19 protein-coding genes are annotated in these 17,906 nt (G+C 59.0%); 8 read left to right on the top strand and 11 right to left on the bottom strand.

All coding sequences use genetic code 11. The annotated features are described in order from the left end of the window. The first annotated feature begins 80 nt into the window (after nt 1–80). The 8 genes from DOU54_RS22420 to DOU54_RS22385 all read left to right on the top strand — a co-directional run bounded on the left by DOU54_RS22420 (nt 81) and on the right by DOU54_RS22385 (nt 7,361). The gene (locus tag DOU54_RS22420; RefSeq protein WP_113380963.1) at nt 81–1,022 is read left to right on the top strand and encodes an ABC transporter substrate-binding protein; all 942 of its coding nucleotides are present in this window, start codon (nt 81–83) and stop codon (nt 1,020–1,022) included. Between the two features lie 134 nt (nt 1,023–1,156). Further along, nucleotides 1,157–1,930, top strand: coding sequence for an ABC transporter permease (locus DOU54_RS22415; protein WP_004439228.1), 774 nt, complete (start codon nt 1,157–1,159; stop codon nt 1,928–1,930). Then, nucleotides 1,930–2,715 carry an ABC transporter ATP-binding protein gene (locus DOU54_RS22410; protein WP_004439229.1) on the top strand — a complete coding sequence of 262 codons (786 nt, stop codon included), beginning with the start codon at nt 1,930–1,932 and terminating at the stop codon, nt 2,713–2,715. Before DOU54_RS22415 ends, DOU54_RS22410 begins: the two co-directional genes overlap by 1 nt. A gap of 34 nt (nt 2,716–2,749) precedes the next feature. Further along, nucleotides 2,750–3,487 (top strand): histidine utilization transcriptional repressor HutC, encoded by a 738-nt coding sequence (gene hutC / locus DOU54_RS22405; protein WP_113380839.1) that lies wholly within the window; start codon nt 2,750–2,752, stop codon nt 3,485–3,487. A 189-nt stretch (nt 3,488–3,676) separates the two neighbouring features. Continuing rightward, on the top strand, nt 3,677–4,834 hold the full coding sequence (gene exbB / locus DOU54_RS22400) for a tonB-system energizer ExbB (protein WP_162749541.1): 1,158 nt from the start codon (nt 3,677–3,679) through the stop codon (nt 4,832–4,834). A 6-nt stretch (nt 4,835–4,840) separates the two neighbouring features. Then, nucleotides 4,841–5,326, top strand: a complete 486-nt coding sequence (exbD, locus tag DOU54_RS22395; protein WP_006699793.1) for a TonB system transport protein ExbD — start codon at nt 4,841–4,843, stop codon at nt 5,324–5,326. Continuing rightward, the gene (locus DOU54_RS22390) at nt 5,323–6,252 is read left to right on the top strand and encodes a TonB family protein (RefSeq protein ID WP_006699792.1); all 930 of its coding nucleotides are present in this window, start codon (nt 5,323–5,325) and stop codon (nt 6,250–6,252) included. Before exbD ends, DOU54_RS22390 begins: the two co-directional genes overlap by 4 nt. 119 nt (nt 6,253–6,371) lie before the next feature. Further along, entirely contained in the window at nt 6,372–7,361 is a 990-nt protein-coding gene (locus DOU54_RS22385; protein WP_022555390.1) for an Ldh family oxidoreductase, read from the top strand. A 220-nt stretch (nt 7,362–7,581) separates the two neighbouring features. Here DOU54_RS22385 and DOU54_RS22380 read toward each other — a convergent pair whose 3' ends face one another. The 11 genes from DOU54_RS22380 to phnL all read right to left on the bottom strand — a co-directional run bounded on the left by DOU54_RS22380 (nt 7,582) and on the right by phnL (nt 17,904). Beyond that, the gene (locus DOU54_RS22380; RefSeq protein WP_022555391.1) at nt 7,582–7,827 is read right to left on the bottom strand and encodes a response regulator transcription factor; all 246 of its coding nucleotides are present in this window, start codon (nt 7,825–7,827) and stop codon (nt 7,582–7,584) included. Between the two features lie 455 nt (nt 7,828–8,282). Further along, nucleotides 8,283–9,323, bottom strand: coding sequence for an AraC family transcriptional regulator (locus DOU54_RS22375; protein ID WP_113380840.1), 1,041 nt, complete (start codon nt 9,321–9,323; stop codon nt 8,283–8,285). 86 nt (nt 9,324–9,409) lie between these two features. After that, nucleotides 9,410–10,006 carry a phosphonate metabolism protein/1,5-bisphosphokinase (PRPP-forming) PhnN gene (gene phnN, locus DOU54_RS22370; protein WP_162749542.1) on the bottom strand — a complete coding sequence of 199 codons (597 nt, stop codon included), beginning with the start codon at nt 10,004–10,006 and terminating at the stop codon, nt 9,410–9,412. Further along, entirely contained in the window at nt 10,003–11,139 is a 1,137-nt protein-coding gene (locus DOU54_RS22365) for an alpha-D-ribose 1-methylphosphonate 5-triphosphate diphosphatase (RefSeq protein WP_004439239.1), read from the bottom strand. Before DOU54_RS22365 ends, phnN begins: the two co-directional genes overlap by 4 nt. Continuing rightward, the gene (locus DOU54_RS22360; RefSeq protein ID WP_162749543.1) at nt 11,136–11,834 is read right to left on the bottom strand and encodes a DUF1045 domain-containing protein; all 699 of its coding nucleotides are present in this window, start codon (nt 11,832–11,834) and stop codon (nt 11,136–11,138) included. Before DOU54_RS22360 ends, DOU54_RS22365 begins: the two co-directional genes overlap by 4 nt. Before the next feature lie 274 nt (nt 11,835–12,108). After that, on the bottom strand, nt 12,109–13,458 hold the full coding sequence (phnE, locus tag DOU54_RS22355; protein WP_113380841.1) for a phosphonate ABC transporter, permease protein PhnE: 1,350 nt from the start codon (nt 13,456–13,458) through the stop codon (nt 12,109–12,111). After that, nucleotides 13,458–14,444 carry a phosphonate ABC transporter, permease protein PhnE gene (phnE, locus tag DOU54_RS22350; RefSeq protein ID WP_004439242.1) on the bottom strand — a complete coding sequence of 329 codons (987 nt, stop codon included), beginning with the start codon at nt 14,442–14,444 and terminating at the stop codon, nt 13,458–13,460. Before phnE (DOU54_RS22350) ends, phnE (DOU54_RS22355) begins: the two co-directional genes overlap by 1 nt. 70 nt (nt 14,445–14,514) lie before the next feature. Beyond that, the gene (gene phnD / locus DOU54_RS22345; protein ID WP_004439243.1) at nt 14,515–15,420 is read right to left on the bottom strand and encodes a phosphonate ABC transporter substrate-binding protein; all 906 of its coding nucleotides are present in this window, start codon (nt 15,418–15,420) and stop codon (nt 14,515–14,517) included. Nucleotides 15,421–15,506: 86 nt separating this feature from the next. Further along, nucleotides 15,507–16,367, bottom strand: a complete 861-nt coding sequence (gene phnC, locus DOU54_RS22340) for a phosphonate ABC transporter ATP-binding protein (protein WP_006699785.1) — start codon at nt 16,365–16,367, stop codon at nt 15,507–15,509. A 215-nt stretch (nt 16,368–16,582) separates the two neighbouring features. Beyond that, complete coding sequence (locus tag DOU54_RS22335; RefSeq protein WP_113380842.1) at nt 16,583–17,200, bottom strand: transferase hexapeptide repeat family protein; 618 nt, start codon at nt 17,198–17,200, stop codon at nt 16,583–16,585. Further along, nucleotides 17,197–17,904, bottom strand: coding sequence for a phosphonate C-P lyase system protein PhnL (phnL, locus tag DOU54_RS22330; RefSeq protein WP_004439247.1), 708 nt, complete (start codon nt 17,902–17,904; stop codon nt 17,197–17,199). Before phnL ends, DOU54_RS22335 begins: the two co-directional genes overlap by 4 nt. Nucleotides 17,905–17,906 lie beyond the last annotated feature (2 nt).

The raw sequence follows: 17,906 nt of genomic DNA, 5'->3' as shown, positions 1-17,906 counted from the left end.
ATACAAAATGCCTGCCTACGATGCCTCAAATAAAGCGAAAAACAATGTCGCACAAAAATAAATCAAAAGGGGTTCCGATCATGAAAAAAACCTGGGTTTTCGCCGCTCTGGCGGCACTTTTCTCATCCGCTTCCGCCTATGCCGAAACGTCCGTGACGATAGGCATGTCGGGCTGGACGGGTTTTGCACCGCTGACGCTTGCAAAACAGGCCGGCATTTTCGAAAAGAACGGCCTGAAGGTCGAGATCAAGAAAATCCCGCAGGCCAGCCGCCATCTCGCTCTCGCTTCCGGTGACATCCAGTGCGCCGCCACCACGGTGGAAACCTGGATCGCCTGGAACGCCAATGGCGTGAAATCCACGCAGATTTTCCAGATGGACAAATCGCACGGTGCCGATGGCATCGCGGTGCGCAGCGATGTCGCAAAGGTCGCGGACCTCAAGGGCAAGACGGTGGCCGCGTCCGCACCGGGCACCTCTCCTTATTTCTTCCTCGCCTGGATCCTCAAGGAAAACGGCCTGACACTGAAGGATGTGAAGGTCGTCAACCTTGAGCCGGGGCCGGCCGCGCAGGCTTTCGTCGCCGGACAGAACGATGCAGCGATGACCTATGAACCCTATCTCTCTACCGTGCGCACCGCTCCCGACAAGGGTAAGATTCTTGCCACGACACTGGATTATCCGGCGGTCATGGATACGTTTGGCTGCACGCCAGACTTCCTGAAGGCCAATCCGCAGGCAGCCAAGGCTCTGGCGGACAGCTATTTCCAGGCACTCGATCTTATCAAGGCCGATCCCGAAAAATCCTATGCGACGATGGGCGCGGATGTGAAACAGTCCGGCGAGGCCTTTGCCGCTTCGGCAAAATTCCTCGAATGGCAGGACAAGGCCGCCAACCAGAAATTCTTCGAGGGCGAGTTCAAGACTTTTTCCGAAAAATCGGCTGACCTGCTGCTCGAAATCGGCGTAATCAAGTCGAAGCCCGATCTTTCGACCCTCGCGGACACGTCCTTCATCAAGTGACGGAAACAGCCAGCTGCATTTCCCTCTCCGGATATTGCAGCCAGTAAGAAGCGCGACAGTGTTCCCGCGTCTTGAGTGCGGGAACATGTTGATGGCGTGGCGAAGTGCCGCGCCGGTTCGGGACAGGCGACAGAATGCAACCACTTCAACCCATAAAGAACAGCACGAGGATAGCGCTCGGCATCCTGTTCTTCGTGCTTTTTTTCTCGGCCTGGGGCTTTGCCACGCTGGGCGGTTTCGTGTCGCCGACCTTTCTGGCCGACCCCGTTACCATGCTGAAGGATGGTATCTATCTGCTGACGGATCAGGGTTTTGCCAGCGATATCGGCATGACGATCTGGCGTGTCGTGGGCGGTTTCGTGCTGGCCTCCATAGTCGCCGTCCCCCTCGGTATCGCCATGGGGGCTTATAAGCCCATCGAGGCGCTGCTTGAGCCCTTTGTCTCCTTCGCGCGTTACCTTCCGGCTTCCGCCTTTGTGCCGCTCCTCATTCTCTGGGCCGGCATCGGCGAGATGCAGAAGCTGCTGGTGATCTTCATCGGCGCCGTCTTCCAGATCATTCTGATGGTGGCTGTGGCCGTCGCCGGCACGCGGCGGGATCTGGTGGAGGCCGCCTATACGCTGGGCGCGCGGGATCGGGGCGTGGTGCGCCGTGTCCTCATTCCCGCCAATGCGCCCGACATTGCCGAAATCCTCCGTCTCGTCCTCGGCTGGGCCTGGACCTATGTCATCGTCGCGGAACTGATCGGCGCCTCCTCCGGTATCGGCTACATGATCATCAACAGCCAGGCGCTGATGGCGACCGGCCAGATCATCTTTGGCATCATCGTCATCGGTGTTATCGGCCTTATCTCTGATTTCGCGTTCAAATCGCTGAACCGGAAGCTTTTTGCCTGGAGGCTTGCCTGATGAGCGAACTCGTTATCAAGGGCGTCAGCCGCACCTTTCCAGGCGTACATGGCGGGCAGCCGACGCTGGCCCTGCAGCCCACCAATCTGGAAATCCCGCGCAATGATTTCGTTACCATCCTCGGTCCTTCGGGATGCGGAAAATCGACCCTGCTGCGCATCATCGCCGGGCTTGACCGTCCGACAACGGGCGAGGTGCTGTTGTCAGGCAGGGCGGTGACTGGCCCGGGGGCGGACCGCGGCATGGTGTTCCAGTCCTACACGCTGTTCCCTTGGCTGACGATCCGTGAAAACGTCGCTTTCGGCCTGCGCGAACGCGGCGTTGCGGAGAAGGAAAAATGGGAGATCGTTGACAGCTATATCGACAAGGTCGGCCTGCGTGGTTTCGAAAACCATTGGCCGAAACAACTCTCCGGCGGCATGCAGCAGAGAACGGCCATTGCCCGCGCCCTGGCAAATGGCCCAAAAATCCTGCTGCTCGACGAGCCTTTCGGCGCTCTCGACAATCAGACCCGCGGGCTGATGCAGGAATTGTTGCTCGGCATATGGGAGCGTGAGCAAAAGACGGTCATTTTCGTCACGCACGATATTGAGGAGGCGGTTTTCATGGCGTCGCGCGTGGTGACCATGTCTGCGAGGCCGGGCCGTATCAAATCGATCACGCCGGTCGACCTGCCGCATCCGCGCCACTACACCGTCAAGGCCAGCCCGGAATTTTCCGAACTGCGTGCAAGGCTGACGGAAGAAATCCGCAGCGAAGCGATCGCCGCCGCCGCTCACGGATAGCAGGGTATGGAACGGGGAGGATAAAAGCATCGGGATGAGGGGCACAGGCGCCGATCTTCAGGAAAAGTCACTGCACGAGCGAATCCGCAACGATGTGGAGCGCCACATCATGTCAGGCGAATGGCCGCCGGGATATCGTATCCCATTCGAACACGAAATGACGCGCCAATATGCCTGTTCGCGCATGACGGTGAACAAGGCTTTGGGAGAACTGGTGCAGCGGGGTCTTATCGAAAGACGCCGGCGTCTCGGTAGTTTCGTCCGTCAGCCTCACGCGCAATCGGCCGTGCTGGAAATCCACGATATCGAACGCGAGGTGCAGGCACTTGGGCTGGTTTACAGGTATCGCCTCGATAAGCGGCGTCTGCGGCCTGCGGGTAAAAACGATGGAGCGGCTATGGCGCTTGCGGCCGACGCGCCCGTGCTGGAACTCACCTGCACGCATTTTGCCGGTGGCGTTCCATTTTGTCTGGAAGAGCGCCTCATCAATGTCACTGCTGTACCGGAGGCCGAGTTTGCCGATTTTTCGCAGATCGGCCCCGGAACGTGGCTGCTGAAGATGGTGCCCTGGAGCGCTGCTGAACATCGCATCAGCGCCGTCTCGGCCGACCGCAAAAATGCCGCTGCGCTGGGTATCGGATCGGGAGCCGCCTGTCTGGTCATCGATCGCCGGACCTGGCACGGAACGGATCACATCACCCGCGTGTCGGTCACCTATCCCGGTGACCGACACGCGCTCGTTGCGCAGTTTTCGCCTTCGCAGAGCAGCTGAAGACGGTAGATCGGTCAATTTTTTGTAAAGAAGAGTTTACGGGTCGTCTTTTGGCAATATAATAGTTGTCAAAAGAACTCAGGTTTATTATCGGAACGTCAAGCTTTTACGACGGCATCCGTTATGACCCCGGCTTCAAACCGGTCAATCTGCGGATGGGTTCATCGACGGAAATCCGGGATAAAAAACATGTCAGTTGCGACCACCACTTCTTCCGCGTCTCTCAACAAGGCAAGCAGGACACGGCGCATTTCCCTTGCCACGAGGGTTACCTTACTGGTTGGATTGAGCGCCGGTGCGGTTTTCGCTCAGACGGCATCCGAACCCCAGATTCAGTCCGCACCGCAAGCGGAAACGGTCCAGCCGGCACAGCCGTCCCCACAAACCCCGGCGGCGCCGGACGCTCCAGTCGTTCAGCCGAACCAGCCTTCCATGCCCGCACAGGAACGGCCGGCAGCCGTGGCGCCTGCACAACCTCAAGGCAATGAAGCCGCGCCTGCAGAGCGCGCACAATTTTCAGTCGCTCCCGCCCTGACACCCGAAGGTGCTGCGCCGACCAACGAGGTTTCAACCCGGGTAGAGCCCGTCGGCGCCGACCCGGCAAGTGCCGAACATCGAGCGGATATCCCACACAACCTGTCCCCCTGGGGCATGTTCATGGCGGCGGACTGGGTCGTGAAGGGCGTCATGATCGGTCTGGCCTTCGCCTCGCTGGTGACCTGGACGGTGTGGGTTGCAAAGTCGGTTGAACTTGCAGGTGCGCGTGTTCGGGCCGGCGCAACGCTGAAGGTCATTCGCAAGGCGAAAACCCTTAACGAGGCTACCGAGGCTGTCGAGAAGAAGGGCGGACCTGCGGCGCTCATGCTGCGCATGGCAACTCATGAAATGCAGCTTTCCGATGCCGTGGTCGAGCATACGGATGGCGGCGGTATCAAGGAACGTGTCTCCTCGGCGCTGTCGCGTATCGAAACCCACGCCGGTCGCCGCATGTCACGCGGGACGGGCGTTCTGGCAACGATCGGTTCCACCGCCCCCTTTGTCGGCCTGTTCGGCACCGTCTGGGGCATCATGAACTCCTTCATCAGCATTTCGGAATCGCAGACCACCAATCTCGCCGTCGTCGCGCCCGGCATTGCCGAAGCGCTTTTGGCCACCGCCATCGGCCTCGTTGCCGCCATTCCCGCAGTGGTGATCTATAACGTCTTCGCGCGCTCGATCACCGGATACCGCCATCTGCTGGCGGATGCCGCAGCCGGCGTGGAGCGCCTCGTCAGCCGCGATCTCGATTTCCGCCGCATTCCGCCGGGCAGCACCAGCAAACCCGCAGTATCGCTGGTTGGACGGTGATCGGACATGGCTGGAGGAATTCGCGAAAACAGCGGTGACGATCTCTCCGAAAACCATGAGATCAATGTCACGCCCTTCATCGATGTGATGCTGGTTCTGCTCATCATCTTCATGGTGGCCGCGCCGCTCGCCACCGTCGATGTGAATGTCGATCTTCCCGCATCCACCGCAAAACCCGCGGAACGACCGGAGGAGCCGCTGTATCTCACGGTCAAGGACGATCTCTCGCTTAATCTGGGCAATGATGCGGTCGCCCGTGAAGCCTTGGCGGCCGCCATCGACCGCCAGACGGGTGGCAAGAAGGATACCCGCATCTTCCTGCGTGCAGACAAGGCGGTTGATTACGGCCACTTCATGGAAATCATGAACCTGCTGAGAGATGCCGGTTATCTGAAGATCGCCCTTGTGGGGCTGGAAAATGCCGCTGCCGTGTCGCAGCCTCCGGCTGCTGGCCAGCCCGCCCCGTCGGCGGTGCAGGAAGCGACGCCATGAGTGAAAACGGCTATCCACAGGCCCGACATTCCCGCCTTTGGGAGGTGACGCTGTGGTCCGCCGCGGCGTTGCTGATGCTCAGCGTCCATGCCGGGTTCGCTTATTATCTGATGCAGGAGCCGGATGAGCTTGAGGCCGGCGGGCCGCCCCCCGCCGCCATCATGATCGAAATGGCGGCGATACCGGAAGCCGTCCAAACTGAAGAAACGACGCAGGCACAGGATGTCGAGGACGCCGAAGAAGTGAAGAGCGACAGCAGCGAACCGGTTGAGGAAGCTGCTCCTGAAGAGACCCCGCCACCACCTGAACCGGTTGCCGAAACGCCGCCGCCTGAGCCGGTGCAGCCGCCTGAGCCACCGGTCGAGGAGATCGTCGAACCGCAGGAAATTCCCGAGCCGGTTGAGCCTGTCGATCCCGTTCAGGAGCAGATGATGGCGGAACTTGAAAATGTCGAGGTCCCCTTGCCCGTCATGCGGCCTCCGCCTCCGCCCGTCGAAAAGAAGGTGGAAAAGAAAGAGCCTGAAGAGAAAAAGAAGGTCGAGCGCCAGCGCCCCAAACCGCAGCAGGCCTCGGAACTGCGTGAAACTGCGAAGGCGGAAGCCCAGCAATCCGACCGCACGGCCGCATCGCGCAGCAATGCCGGCTTCTTTTCTTCGTCATCCGCCTCCCCGGCAAAATGGGGATCGAAAGTCCGCTCGCATATTCAGCGCCGCAAACCACGTTCACTCCGCAGCGATGCAATGACTGCGACGGTGCGGTTCCGCGTCAATGATGCCGGTGCCATCAGCGGTGTCAGCGTTGTTCAGTCCACCGGCGATTCGTCCGTGGATCAGCAGATCGCCGCCTGGATTCAGAGCGCGTCGCCCGTGCCCGCCCCGCCGCCGGAAGCAAACAGGACGATCACGCTGCCGATCAGCATCCGCTAGCAGCTCCCCTGGCGGGACCGATTTTTTCCGACCTGTCCCGTGGTGTGGCCTCAATGATATTTCGCGAATGTTTTCGATGGTGTAGGTCTTGACGACATCACAAGCAGAGGCATTCCGGAATGAAATTCTCAATCGCAGAGGCGGAGGATCTCGTATCCTCTATCTTTGAGCGCAACGGCGTTCTACCGCAAAACGCCCGCTCGGTGGCAAAGGCGCTCGTCGCCTCCGAGGCCGCCGGGCAGGGTGGTCATGGTTTTCGCCGTATACCCGTTTACGTGCGTCAGGCCCGTGTAGGCAAGGTCGATGGCAAGGCGCGTCCGGTGGCCACACGGGTGAAGCCCGGCGTCCTCTCGGTCGACGCCAATCATGGTTATGCCTATCCGGCGATCGATCTCGCGCTTGAGGAATTGCCTGAAATGGCGCGCCAGCAGGGGATCGCGCTCGCCGCCATCCACCGTTCCCATCACGCCGGCGTCATGGCGCTGACTGTCGAACGTATTGCCGAAACGGGTCTCGTGGCGCTGATGTTCGCCAATGCGCCTGCGTCCATGGCACCCTGGGGCGGCAGCAAGCCGCTTTATGGTACGAACCCGATTGCCTTTGCCACGCCCGTTGGCGGCGCTGATCCACTCGTCATCGATCTGGCTCTCTCTAAGGTCGCACGCGGAAAAATCATGGCGGCGCGCCAGAAGGGGGAGACGATCCCGGGCGACTGGGCGCTTGACAGAAATGGCCGACCGACCACCGATCCGGAGGAGGCCATAGAAGGAACCATGGTTCCTGCGGGCGAAGCCAAGGGCGCAGCGCTGGCGCTGATGGTGGAAATCATGGCCGCTGCAATTACCGGCGGAAACTTCGCCTTCGAGGCCTCCTCCCTTCTGGACGACAAGGGTGCGCCCCCCTCGCTCGGACACACCATTATCGCAATAGACCCTGTATCATCAGGCGGCTCTGCCTTTACCGAAAGGCTGGCTCTCATCGCCCAGGAGATAGAAAAACAGGAAAATGTCCGCCTGCCCGGTCGCCGCAGCCAAGGTATCCGCAAACAGGCGTTGGAAAGCGGTATCGTGATCGAAAGCGATATTCTTGGCGAAATTCAATCGCTTTGACCGGACATTAAAAACCCGGCGGGTCGACCGTGACCCGCCGGGTAAATCGTAAATGGCTGCGTTTATCTGCGTCGATGGGACCGGACATCATGTCCAGCCGCCATTTGGTCCGCCGATCCAGCCATTGATATGGAAGGATTTTGACGCAGAAAGCCGCTCATTCGGTTTTCAGCTTCCGGAAAGGACTTTGCCGCGGAAGCTTGAGTTGAGCAGGTGGCGATTATGCCTCCTGTTCGATCAGGCCGCGCAGCAGGGCAATACTGACGGTATTCAGCAGATTGGTCGCACCCAGCCTGTGGCGCACCTTTTCCAGAGTATCCTTGACGTCCGCTTCGTCGGCGCCGACTATCACGGCGACGTGCGAGGGATGTTTACCCCGCGCGACCAACCCCAGATATTGCCGCTCACGCTCCGAGAGGACGACTTCATGCGTCTGGCGATATTCATGCGGCGAATTTGAAGACATTTCTTTCAGCCTCAAAAAAGATTGGCCTTCCCGGGCAGGAGCAGGCAGTGTTCATTCTCCGACACCAGCTCGTTGGCCGATCCGTCCACACGCGAACAGAAACGCCAATTTCGCCAATAGGTTTCATCTGGCCTCAGGAGTTTTGCGGTAAGGGGCCGCTTTCGCAGCCTGTAAATCCGATGCGGAAGTTCTATTCCAGCCATTGAGGGCCTGCGACAACGACGCCCAGCGACGACAATCTGTCTGGCGTAAAATGCAGTTTCAAAGCTTTGGAATGTTTTCGTCACACCCGAAGGAGATCGGCGCTCTAATAATCGATGTGTTCCACCGATAAAATAACATGACGCGCCAAGTTTTTCATTTTATTGTTATGTTTCGGCACACATCGCGACAACTGTTGATATATTCATCAACTTTAATGCCTCGTTCCGAAATATTGATGCTGTAGCCATGTATTATCCGGCGGAATGATGCGCGTGTTTCCGGCGAATATCCGTAGGTGTTGCCCCGAACCAGCGGGAAACGGAGCGGGAAAATGCACCTGGGGTCGAATATCCAAGCCGGTAACTGATGTCAGAGACCGGAAGATCACTTTCCACCAGAAGCTTGAATCCGGCATTCTTGCGAATGGCATCCTTTATCTCGTTGAGATTGGTCCCGAGTTCGGCAAGGCGACGCTGAAAACTGCGTTCCGAAAGGTTGAAATAAGGGGCAATCTCGCTGAGCGAAAGCTCCGCATCGGAAAGCCTCATCTGCATATACCGCTTCACCTGATCAATGAAATGCGTCGCGTCCGCCGATGTCTCCGGTCGAAGCATCCGGCATTGCAAATTCATCAATTCGAACAGGCGTTCATCGGCGTTGGGATTGGCCACCTCAAGGAGAGATAGGGGAAGGCGCATGGTATGGATCGGTTGGGAAAAGCTGATCCGCTTCGTCATTCTTTCTTTAAATAATTGAATATCATCGGGTTTCGGCCGCTCCATCCCAATCTCGATCTGATGGATGCGCTCTCCCAGAATATCGCGGAGTCGCTGTATCAGGATTGCCAGGGACAGATCGACATATTGATCACGCTTGACAATCACCGGTGCAAAAGACCATGACAGCGTCACCCCGGTCGCATCTGCAACCATGGTGAAATTGCTGTTATTGGTCGCATAATAGACGTGATCCTGAAGAAAGCGCAGAAACGCCCGCACGGTCGGGGCGCTGATCAGGCCATATCCGAAAGCACCGGACGCGCCCGCGGGAAAAGTGGAGGCGCACTGCAATCCGAAAGCGTCGTCGCCGGATATCAGGGCGCAGGTTTCCAGCAGACGGCATAATCTATCGAGGCTGATGCGCTCTGTGAGACTTCCGAAATTGCCGGGATCGATCTCAAGAGCCTTGCAGATGGGTGCGATATCGATGCCACGCCCCCGCGCATAATTGCTGACGCCGGCGGCCAGACCGGCCACCACAGTTATTTCGTCGCTGAGCCTCTTTTCGGGCATCCCTAGCCTTGGCGTACCATGTTTGGAAATTGTCGCCTGATGGTAAGCCTCGCGCACCCGTTTGTCGAGCAGCGCGGCCGGGGATTTTATGTACGGTTGCGGACGCTTTGCTCCAGAAGCTCCATCACTGTTCTTCCCGCATCTTCGATCGCGCCGCTGTTGTCCACAGTAATCACGTCAAAACCGCCGTCGACACAGAGAGAACTCCGTTCCAGCCGTCGCAGGATATCGTCGCGGCTCTCCCGTCCTCGCTGTTCCAGCCTTCGTGCCAGAACCTCCGGTCGCGCCACGATATTCACGACCTTCAGGCGGGAAAAAGCAATACCGAACTGAGGCAGGGCCGACCGGGAACCGTTGGCGATAACCACGTCCCCGGCGTCCAGCTGACGATAGACAGCGGCCGGAATGCCATATTTCAGCCCATGCGCCTGCCAGGAGACTGCGAAAGCGCCTTCACTCTCAAGCCGGTTGAATTCCTGCATGGAAACTGCGTCGTGGTTTTCACCGCCCGCGTCGCCACTGCGGGTAATGACGCGGCGGGTGAAGTGAAAGCCCGGCCGGCCGGACAGCTGCATTGCCGCATAATCCATCAGCGTATCCTTGCCGGCCCCGCTGGGGCCGACAATGACGATCATGGTTCCGGGCGATCCCTCGCGCCGGCTGTCTTGTCCGTCGCCGGTCATGCCACGCGCTTACCCAGACGCCAGACGGAACGTGCCACGGGAACGCCATCTTCGCGGTGAACCCGGACCAGATCGGCCCGCAGACCGCCGGCTATGCGGCCGCGGTCGTGAAGACCAACGGTCCGCGCCGGTGTGGCGGTGACCATACGCAGAGCTTCCGGCAGCGTGATGGCTTCCACCTGATCGGCAAGCAGGAACGGCGCGAAGAGCAGGCTGAAGGGCACGTAGTCGGAAGAGAGAACATCCAGAACACCAATTTCGGCCAGATCGCGGGCGGCGATGTTGCCGGAATGGGATTTTCCGCGAACGATGTTAGGGGCACCCATCAAGACGCTCATGCCGGCGCTGTGCGAAGCTTTTGCCGCCTCGACGCTGGTGGGAAATTCCGCCAGCTTCACGCCGTGACCAATTGCTTCGCCGACATGCGCTTCTGTTGCATCGTCGTGGCTCGCAACGGTGATTCCACGCTCGGCGCAGCGGGCAGCCAGATAATCACGATGTTTGGCGGAATATTCCGCCGATGCCGCCTGCCTGCGCCGCACGAATTCGGCGAACGCCTCGTCGCTCAGACCGCGCTTCTTCTGATAATAGAAAATATACTGGTCCATCGACTGGAACTGGCGCTGGCCCGGGGAATGATCCATCAGCGAAATCAGCCGCACGCGCGGATCGGTTTCGAAATCTTCAAAATGCTCCAGCACATCGGCGGAAGCGACCTCACAACGCAGATGCAGCAGGTGGTCCGAGCGCAGGCGGTTCTGATCCGCCGCCGCCTCGATGGCGTCAGCCATTTCCCGCATTTCACCTTTTTTGAAACCACCGTCTTCATCCGAGCCAAGTCGCAGGCAATCGAATACGGTGGTGATGCCGGAGGCCGCCACCTGTGCGTCATGGGCTTGAATGGCGGCAATCTTGTCCCAGATGACACCGGGGCGCGGCGAATAATGCTGCTCGAGATGGTCGGTATGCAGTTCCACCAGGCCGGGAATCAGGAAATCGCCTTCAAGATCTTCTCCGGTCTTGGAGGCGCCTTCGCTGATATCGGCGATCTTGCCGTCGCGGATCAGAACGGAGCCCAGAATAATATCGTCTTCCAGAACGATACGGGCGTTGGAAAGGGCGTGCTCAGTCATGGTGTCGCATCTTCCTTTGGCTGCTGGCCAAGCGGGTGCCAGCTGTGAACGGTGAAGGGGGCGCCGCGCGTTTCTTCAATGAACAGGGCGAGGCCGGAAACGGTGAGGGGTTTGTCGGTGAATTCGGCAAATCGTGCGGTGAGAAGCTCATGCACGGCGGGCTGTTCGCTTTCGTCGATCCGACCGGTCAGCGTCATGTGAAAACGGAAATCATCCATGACATGCGGATAGCCCCAGAGCGAAAGATTTTCCCGCTGGCTTTCGGTCAGCATCTGCGGCCGGCGGCGGGCAATATCTGTTTCGGACAGGGGGGCGCGGAACCGGTCGAAATGATCCACTATCGCCGCTCCAAAGTCTTGCAGCGGCTGGTAAATGCGATCCGGCACCAAGGCGAAGAATGGCCCAAGTGCACCAACCACGATACGCGGAATGTCAAAGGCCGGCTGGCTTGCAGCAAAGTCCGCGACGGCCGCCAGCAGCTCTGCTTCGCTGTATTTCTCGGACAGCTCGAAAGGCGCTTTCAGGGTTGCGTGGAAGCCATAACGGCGGGGCTCTTCCGTCATCTCCGCATAGTCGGCATGGTCATCATGCAGTCTGCCGGAAAACGCGTTTCGTCCAAGCCAGCGGGATGCCGTTTCGGTCAGAGGATGATCTTTAGCCGGAGAAAAATAGATGGCATAGCGCACGGCAAGCACTCTTCGGTGTCATGGAAAACCAGGGATGAGAAGCTATTTGGCGTGACTCGCCCGCCTCCCGCAAGGTCAGGAGTGCGAAGTAATCTCTTTCCGTGACAGAATGATGATGCGGATGGAAAAAAGCGCGTCTGGAACCTCATAGAGGTTACGGGTGCGCTTGAGGATAACTTAGCCCTACGGACGCGGGACGGAGAAAGGATCAGTCGCTTCTCCTGATGTGCGGGGCGGGATGACGAACGCTTGCGGCGTCACGTGAAGTCCCGCCTTACCGGGTTTAATGCTGCGTTTTTCCGATGAGACGCGAACGCAGCGAGTTAGAAATGTGGTCGAACAGGAAAACGACGAAGAGGATCAGCAGGACCATATAGGCCACCTTGTCCCAGTCGGCATTGGTGCCCATCGCTTCCAGCAGTTTCAGGCCGATACCCCCGGCTCCCACCGCACCGATGATGGTGGCGGACCGGGTGTTGCTCTCCCAGAAATAGAGTGACTGTGAAATGAACACCGGCAGAACCTGCGGCAGCACGCCGAAGCGATTGACTGCAATCGGGGAGGCGCCGACCGATTTGACACCCTCGCGCTGCTTGTCGTCGACATTCTCCAACGCCTCGGCATAGACCTTTCCGAGCGCGCCGGTATCGGTGAAGAAGATCGCGGCAATGCCGGGGATCGGTCCCGGGCCGAAGCTGCGGGTAAAGAACAGTGCCCAGATGAGCATGTCGATCGAGCGCAGAAAATCGAAAAGGCGCTTCATGCCCCAGTTCGCCGCCCTGTTCGCGGTGATGTTGCGTGCGGCGATAAAGGCGAGCGGCAGGGCAATGACGGTGCCGAAAAGCGTACCCACGAAAGCCATGACCAGCGTTTGCATCAGCTTGGACAGGATGTCGGCGTGTTGCCAGACACTGTTGTCGAGAAAATCATCGACCATATGGCTGAGATTGGAGCGCGCGGGATCGAGCCTCTCTCCCCAGAGAGCGAGAGCGGCAAGCTCGCCATAACCCTTGCCCCAGAATTCCGATTTCGTATCGAACAGGAAGTTCGCCCATCCAAGAAAACGGCGCTGCACATAAACCTGACTGGTGCGGATTTCCGCCTGACCGGCGAAGCCGTAATGCACCAGCACCTTCTTGCCGTCCTGCTGGATTTCGGCAGGCAGCCCCTGTGGTGCAACAACGCCGTCGTCGTTGATCATGACGGGATAGTTCTTGCCGTCGACATAGACATCCACGCGGGTTGGCGTCACATCGAGGCGGTTGTCCGAACCCACATAAACAACGCTATAACCGCCATCGGGCAGGGGTTGCAGCCAGTCGATCTTCGCATCGACCGGATATTGACCGCGGCTCGACCATTGCGGTTCAACCTTGCCGGCTTCGAAACGGAGGCGCGGTTGGGCGCGCCAGGAATACCAGTCCTGGATGTAGCTGGAGGCGCGATCCCATCGACCCTGCATGAAAGCCGGACCAACATTGAAGAGGAAAAAGCAGCCGACGAGGTAGGCGGTGACGGCAAGAAGTCCGACAAGCAGACCATATCGCTGCATGAAACTGCGGTTGAATACCTCAGGATGCGCAGCCGTCAGCCTCTCGCGCTCGGCAGTGTTGAGAATGAAGCTGGAAGACATCAGGCCGCTCCCCGTCCGAATTCGAAGGATTGATGGCCGATCAGCCTGCGGCGCAGCCAGCCGGAAAACTGATCGACGGCGATGATGGTGATCAGCAGCAGAATGATGATGGCATAGGTCTTCGACGCATGATCATTGCCGATGGACAGCCGGAACACTTCGCCGATGCCGCCGCCGCCCACGGCGCCGATGATGGTGGAGGCGCGCACGTTGATTTCGGCGCGCAACAGCGCATAAGAAACGAAATTTGGCAGCACCTGCGGCACGATGGCGAAACGCACCCGCTCCAGCCAGTTGGCACCGGCGGCGCGCAGGCCTTCATCCGGCTTCATGTCGGCATTTTCCACCACTTCGAAGAAGAGCTTGCCGAGAGCGCCGATGGTATGGACCGAGATTGCGATGATCGCAGCGATCGGACCGATCGACAGAATGGCTGTCAAAAGCCCGGCGACGACGATTTCAGGAAAGGCGCGCAGCACTTCCATCACCCGGCGCACCAACCAGCGCACAAGGCCGGCGCCAACCAGATTGGTGGAGGCGAAGAAGCAGAGCACGAAGGCGAAGCCCGTGCCGATGATTGTCGAGACCAGCGCAATATTGAGCGTGATGATCAGCTGGTAGATGAAGTGCGGGATATAGAAACCGCTGGTGATGTAAACGCGATCCGCGACATAGTTGTATTTCAGCGAACCGTCCGCATAGGGCGACGGCAGGTCGAACATGGCCCGGAAGATTTCCAGCGGACTATCGGGTACGAAGGTCTTCATGAAATCGAAGAAATAGGGCAGGCGCTCGAAAAATTTGCCTGAATTGGCCGCATTGGCGAAATTCAGGGAGGCGGCAAGGATGACGAGAAAGATCACGAGCGAAATGACGGTATAGATTCGCCGAGTCGCAAGCTGCTGTTGATAATGACGCATGACCGTCTGGGACGATGCGCTCAATCCTTCTGGCGAGAAGGTACCATGGTGCAGTGTGGTCGCCATGCCGCTTTTCCTTTATTTGCAAAAGCGGCGGCGCCGCAAGGCACCGCCGCTTCCGGATATGATCTGAGGATCAGCCGCCGATAACCGACTTACGGGCGTCGATGATCGTCTGGTAGAAAGACGGATCGACCTTGATGTAGGCGGTGTTCTTGCCCTGGGTGAAGCCCTGGAAGCAGGCGAGGTCCTTCTTCGGCAGTTCCATGAAGAAGTTTTCGACCTTCTGCTTCATCGCGTCGCCGAGCTTGTTGGTGACCATCAGCGGGCCGTTCGGGATCAGTGGCGACTTCCAGACTTCGACGATATCGTCCATGTCAAGGTTGCCCTTCTTGACCATCTGGTAGAGGTTGCCGGCCGTGTAGCCTTCTTCCCACTTGCCCACGCCCGAACCAAAGGTGGTGCCGACATCGAACTTCTTGTCGAGAACGGCGAGAACGAGGTTCTCATGGCCGCCGCCAAAGCCGGTTTCGGAGAAGTATTCCTTGACCGGAACGCCGGTTTCCTTCGGAATAGCGACGTTCGGAACGAGGAAGCCGGAGGTGGAATCGGGGTCCGCGAAGCCGATCTTCTTGCCCTTGGCATCAGCCAGCGTCTTGATGCCGCTGTCCTTGCGGGCAACCATGATCGTGTAATAACCGGTCGAGCCGTCAGCGCCGGCGGTGGTCAGAATCGGATCAACGGCCTTCGGATCGGCCAGGGCGATCTTGGCGTAGGAAGAAGCGCCCATGGAGGCGATGTCGATGGTGCCGCCGAGCAGACCCTGGATGACGCCGTTATAGTCCGGCGATGGGAAGATTTGAACTTCGGAAACGCCGGTCGCGGCCTTCAGGCCATCGGCTACGCACTTCGTGTTGCGGATCTGGTCCGCTTCGTTTTCGGAACCGTCGAGACCGATGCGCAGGACCTTGACGTCCTGGGCCATGGCGGAACCGGCCAGAACGCCAAGGGCGACTGCCGAAAGAAGGATTTTCTTCAACATGGACTTTCTCCTGTTTCCCGGCAAGCCGGAGTTTGTTGTGAACCATCGGCCCTTGACGCGGGCGCAAACGATGCTGGGCGGTTCCCTCAGAGCCCGGCGAGAGCGAGCGGTTCGGGACCGGCAGATTGCTGCACCGGACGCGCGGCAAGCTGCGCGCCGGGAATATTGATGCTGGTCGAGGTCATGGTCTCGTCGATGCCGGATCCCTGAGAATCGGTTCCGTAAATCTCGGTAACGGCTGCGGCCGTCAGTTCGGCGGGCGTTCCGTCGAACACGACGCGGCCCTGAGACATGCCGATGATGCGTTCGCAGTAGTTGCGCGCGGTATCCAGCGTGTGCAGGTTGGTAATGACGGTGATACCTTCACGCTCATTGATGTCGCGCAGCGCGTCCATCACGATCTTGGCGTTCAGCGGGTCGAGCGAGGCGATCGGCTCGTCGGCAAGGACCATCTTCGGAGACTGCATCAGGGCGCGGGCTATGGCGACGCGCTGCTGCTGACCGCCGGAAAGCGTACCGGCCGCCTGCATGGCCACATGTTCGATACCAAGTCGCTCCAGCGCGGCGATGGCCATCAGGCGCTCTTCATGTGTGAAGATGTTAAAAAGGCTCAATGCCGTGGAACGGTGGTTGAGGCGTCCAAGCATGACATTGGTGAGCACGTCGAGGCGCGGAACAAGATTGAATTGCTGGAAGATCATGGCGCAGTCGCGCTGCCAGTTGCGCAATGCAGCCCCCTTCAGCGACGAGACTTCCGTGTCATTGAAATAAATGGAACCCGAGGACGGATCGACGAGGCGGTTGATCATGCGCAGCAGCGTCGACTTGCCGGCGCCCGAACGTCCAATCACGCCGACCATCTGGCCCTGCGGAATTTCGACATTCACGGAATCGACCGCAGTGTGATTGCCGAAACGGCGCGTGACTTGCTTCAGGTGAAAGCTCATTTCCCCGTCCAATCTTCTTTTGACGGGGTTCGGCGTAACAGCGGTGCGTGAAGTGCGAATGTCAGTTTGATGAAGAAAATATTACAAAGAGCTCAAGTGTTGCGGCCGCATGTTTGCCGGCGAATGTCTGGGAACCAGCCCGCCGCGTCTTCAGGACACCAAACTGAAAAAGCAAACCCCGGGAACTTCCCGGGGTCGGTCAGGTCTGTAATGTTTCAGCCGCGATATTTTCTGATGAAATCCTCGGCCGACATGCTGCGAAAATCATCGAGCGCGTCGCGCAGTCTTCTGTGATCCCAATCCCACCAGCCGAGGTCATCCATCTGCCGGCCCAGTTCTGCGGGGAAACGCTCCCGGATCAGTCTTGCGGGTACACCTCCCACGATGGTGTAGGGCGCTACGTCCCTCGAGACGACAGCACCTGCTCCGATCACCGCGCCGTTTCCAACGGCGACACCAGGCAGGATGGTGGCGCCGTGGCCGATCCAAACATCGTGACCGATCACAACGCGTCTGGCGCGGCGAGCGGCAAAAAAATCGGTCTCGTCTTCCGCATCGTCCCAGTAATTGCGCGCGCGATAGGTGAAATGATGCAAGGTCGCCCGCTGCATGGGGTGATTGGTGGCATTGATGCGGACGGAGGCAGCGATGTTGACGAATTTGCCTATGGTCGCGCACCAGATGGCGCCGTCCTGCATGACATAGGAATAGTCGCCCATCTCGACCTCCTCGATGCGGCAACGCTCCGAAATTTCGGTGTAGCGGCCGATCGCGCTGTTGGTGACGCGGGCGGTTTCGTGGATGACGGGCTCAAGGCCGACCTTCACACTCATGCTGCAGCCTTCCGCGGAGAAAACTGCGAAACGTCGAGAATGCGGTCGGCCACGGCTTCCCGCACTTCTTCATCATGAAAGATGCCGAGCAGTGCCGTGCCCTTTTCCTTTTTCTCCCTGATCATCTCAACGACGACACGCCGGTTGGTGGCATCAAGGGAAGCAGTTGGCTCGTCGAGCAGCAGGATCGCATGATCGGTGATGAAGCCGCGGGCGATGTTGACGCGCTGTTGTTCACCACCTGAGAAAGTGGCGGGCGGCAACGACCACAATTCGCGCGGCAGGTTAAGTTTCGAAAGCAGAGCGGCCGCCTGCTCACGTGCCTCTTCAGTGGCAATCCTGCGCGCCAGAAGCGGTTCGGCAACAACGTCTATGGCGGCGACTCGGGGTACCGTGCGGAGGAATTGGCTGACATAACCGATGGTGCGATGGCGAATGTCGAGGATCGTGCGAGGGGAGGCGCTGCCGATGTCGACAACTTCACCCTCATGGCGGATCAGAATCTGTCCGCTGTCTATGGCATAGTTGCCATAGAGCATCTTCAGGATCGAGCTCTTGCCGATGCCGGAGGGCCCGCCGAGCACGACGCATTCGCCGCTGCAGACAGAGAAATTGACATCGCGGACGACAGGCAGTTCGATGCCGTCGCGAAGATGCATGGTGAAGCTTTTGAAGACTTCCGAAACGATGAGAGGCGTCGGCATGG

Origin of the sequence: Agrobacterium sp. MS2 (assembly GCF_003261015.1) — a bacterium.
Taxonomy (GTDB): domain Bacteria; phylum Pseudomonadota; class Alphaproteobacteria; order Rhizobiales; family Rhizobiaceae; genus Agrobacterium; species Agrobacterium pusense.
Note: the sequence above shows the minus strand (reverse complement) of the source record. Positions and strands in the feature narration are given on the sequence as shown.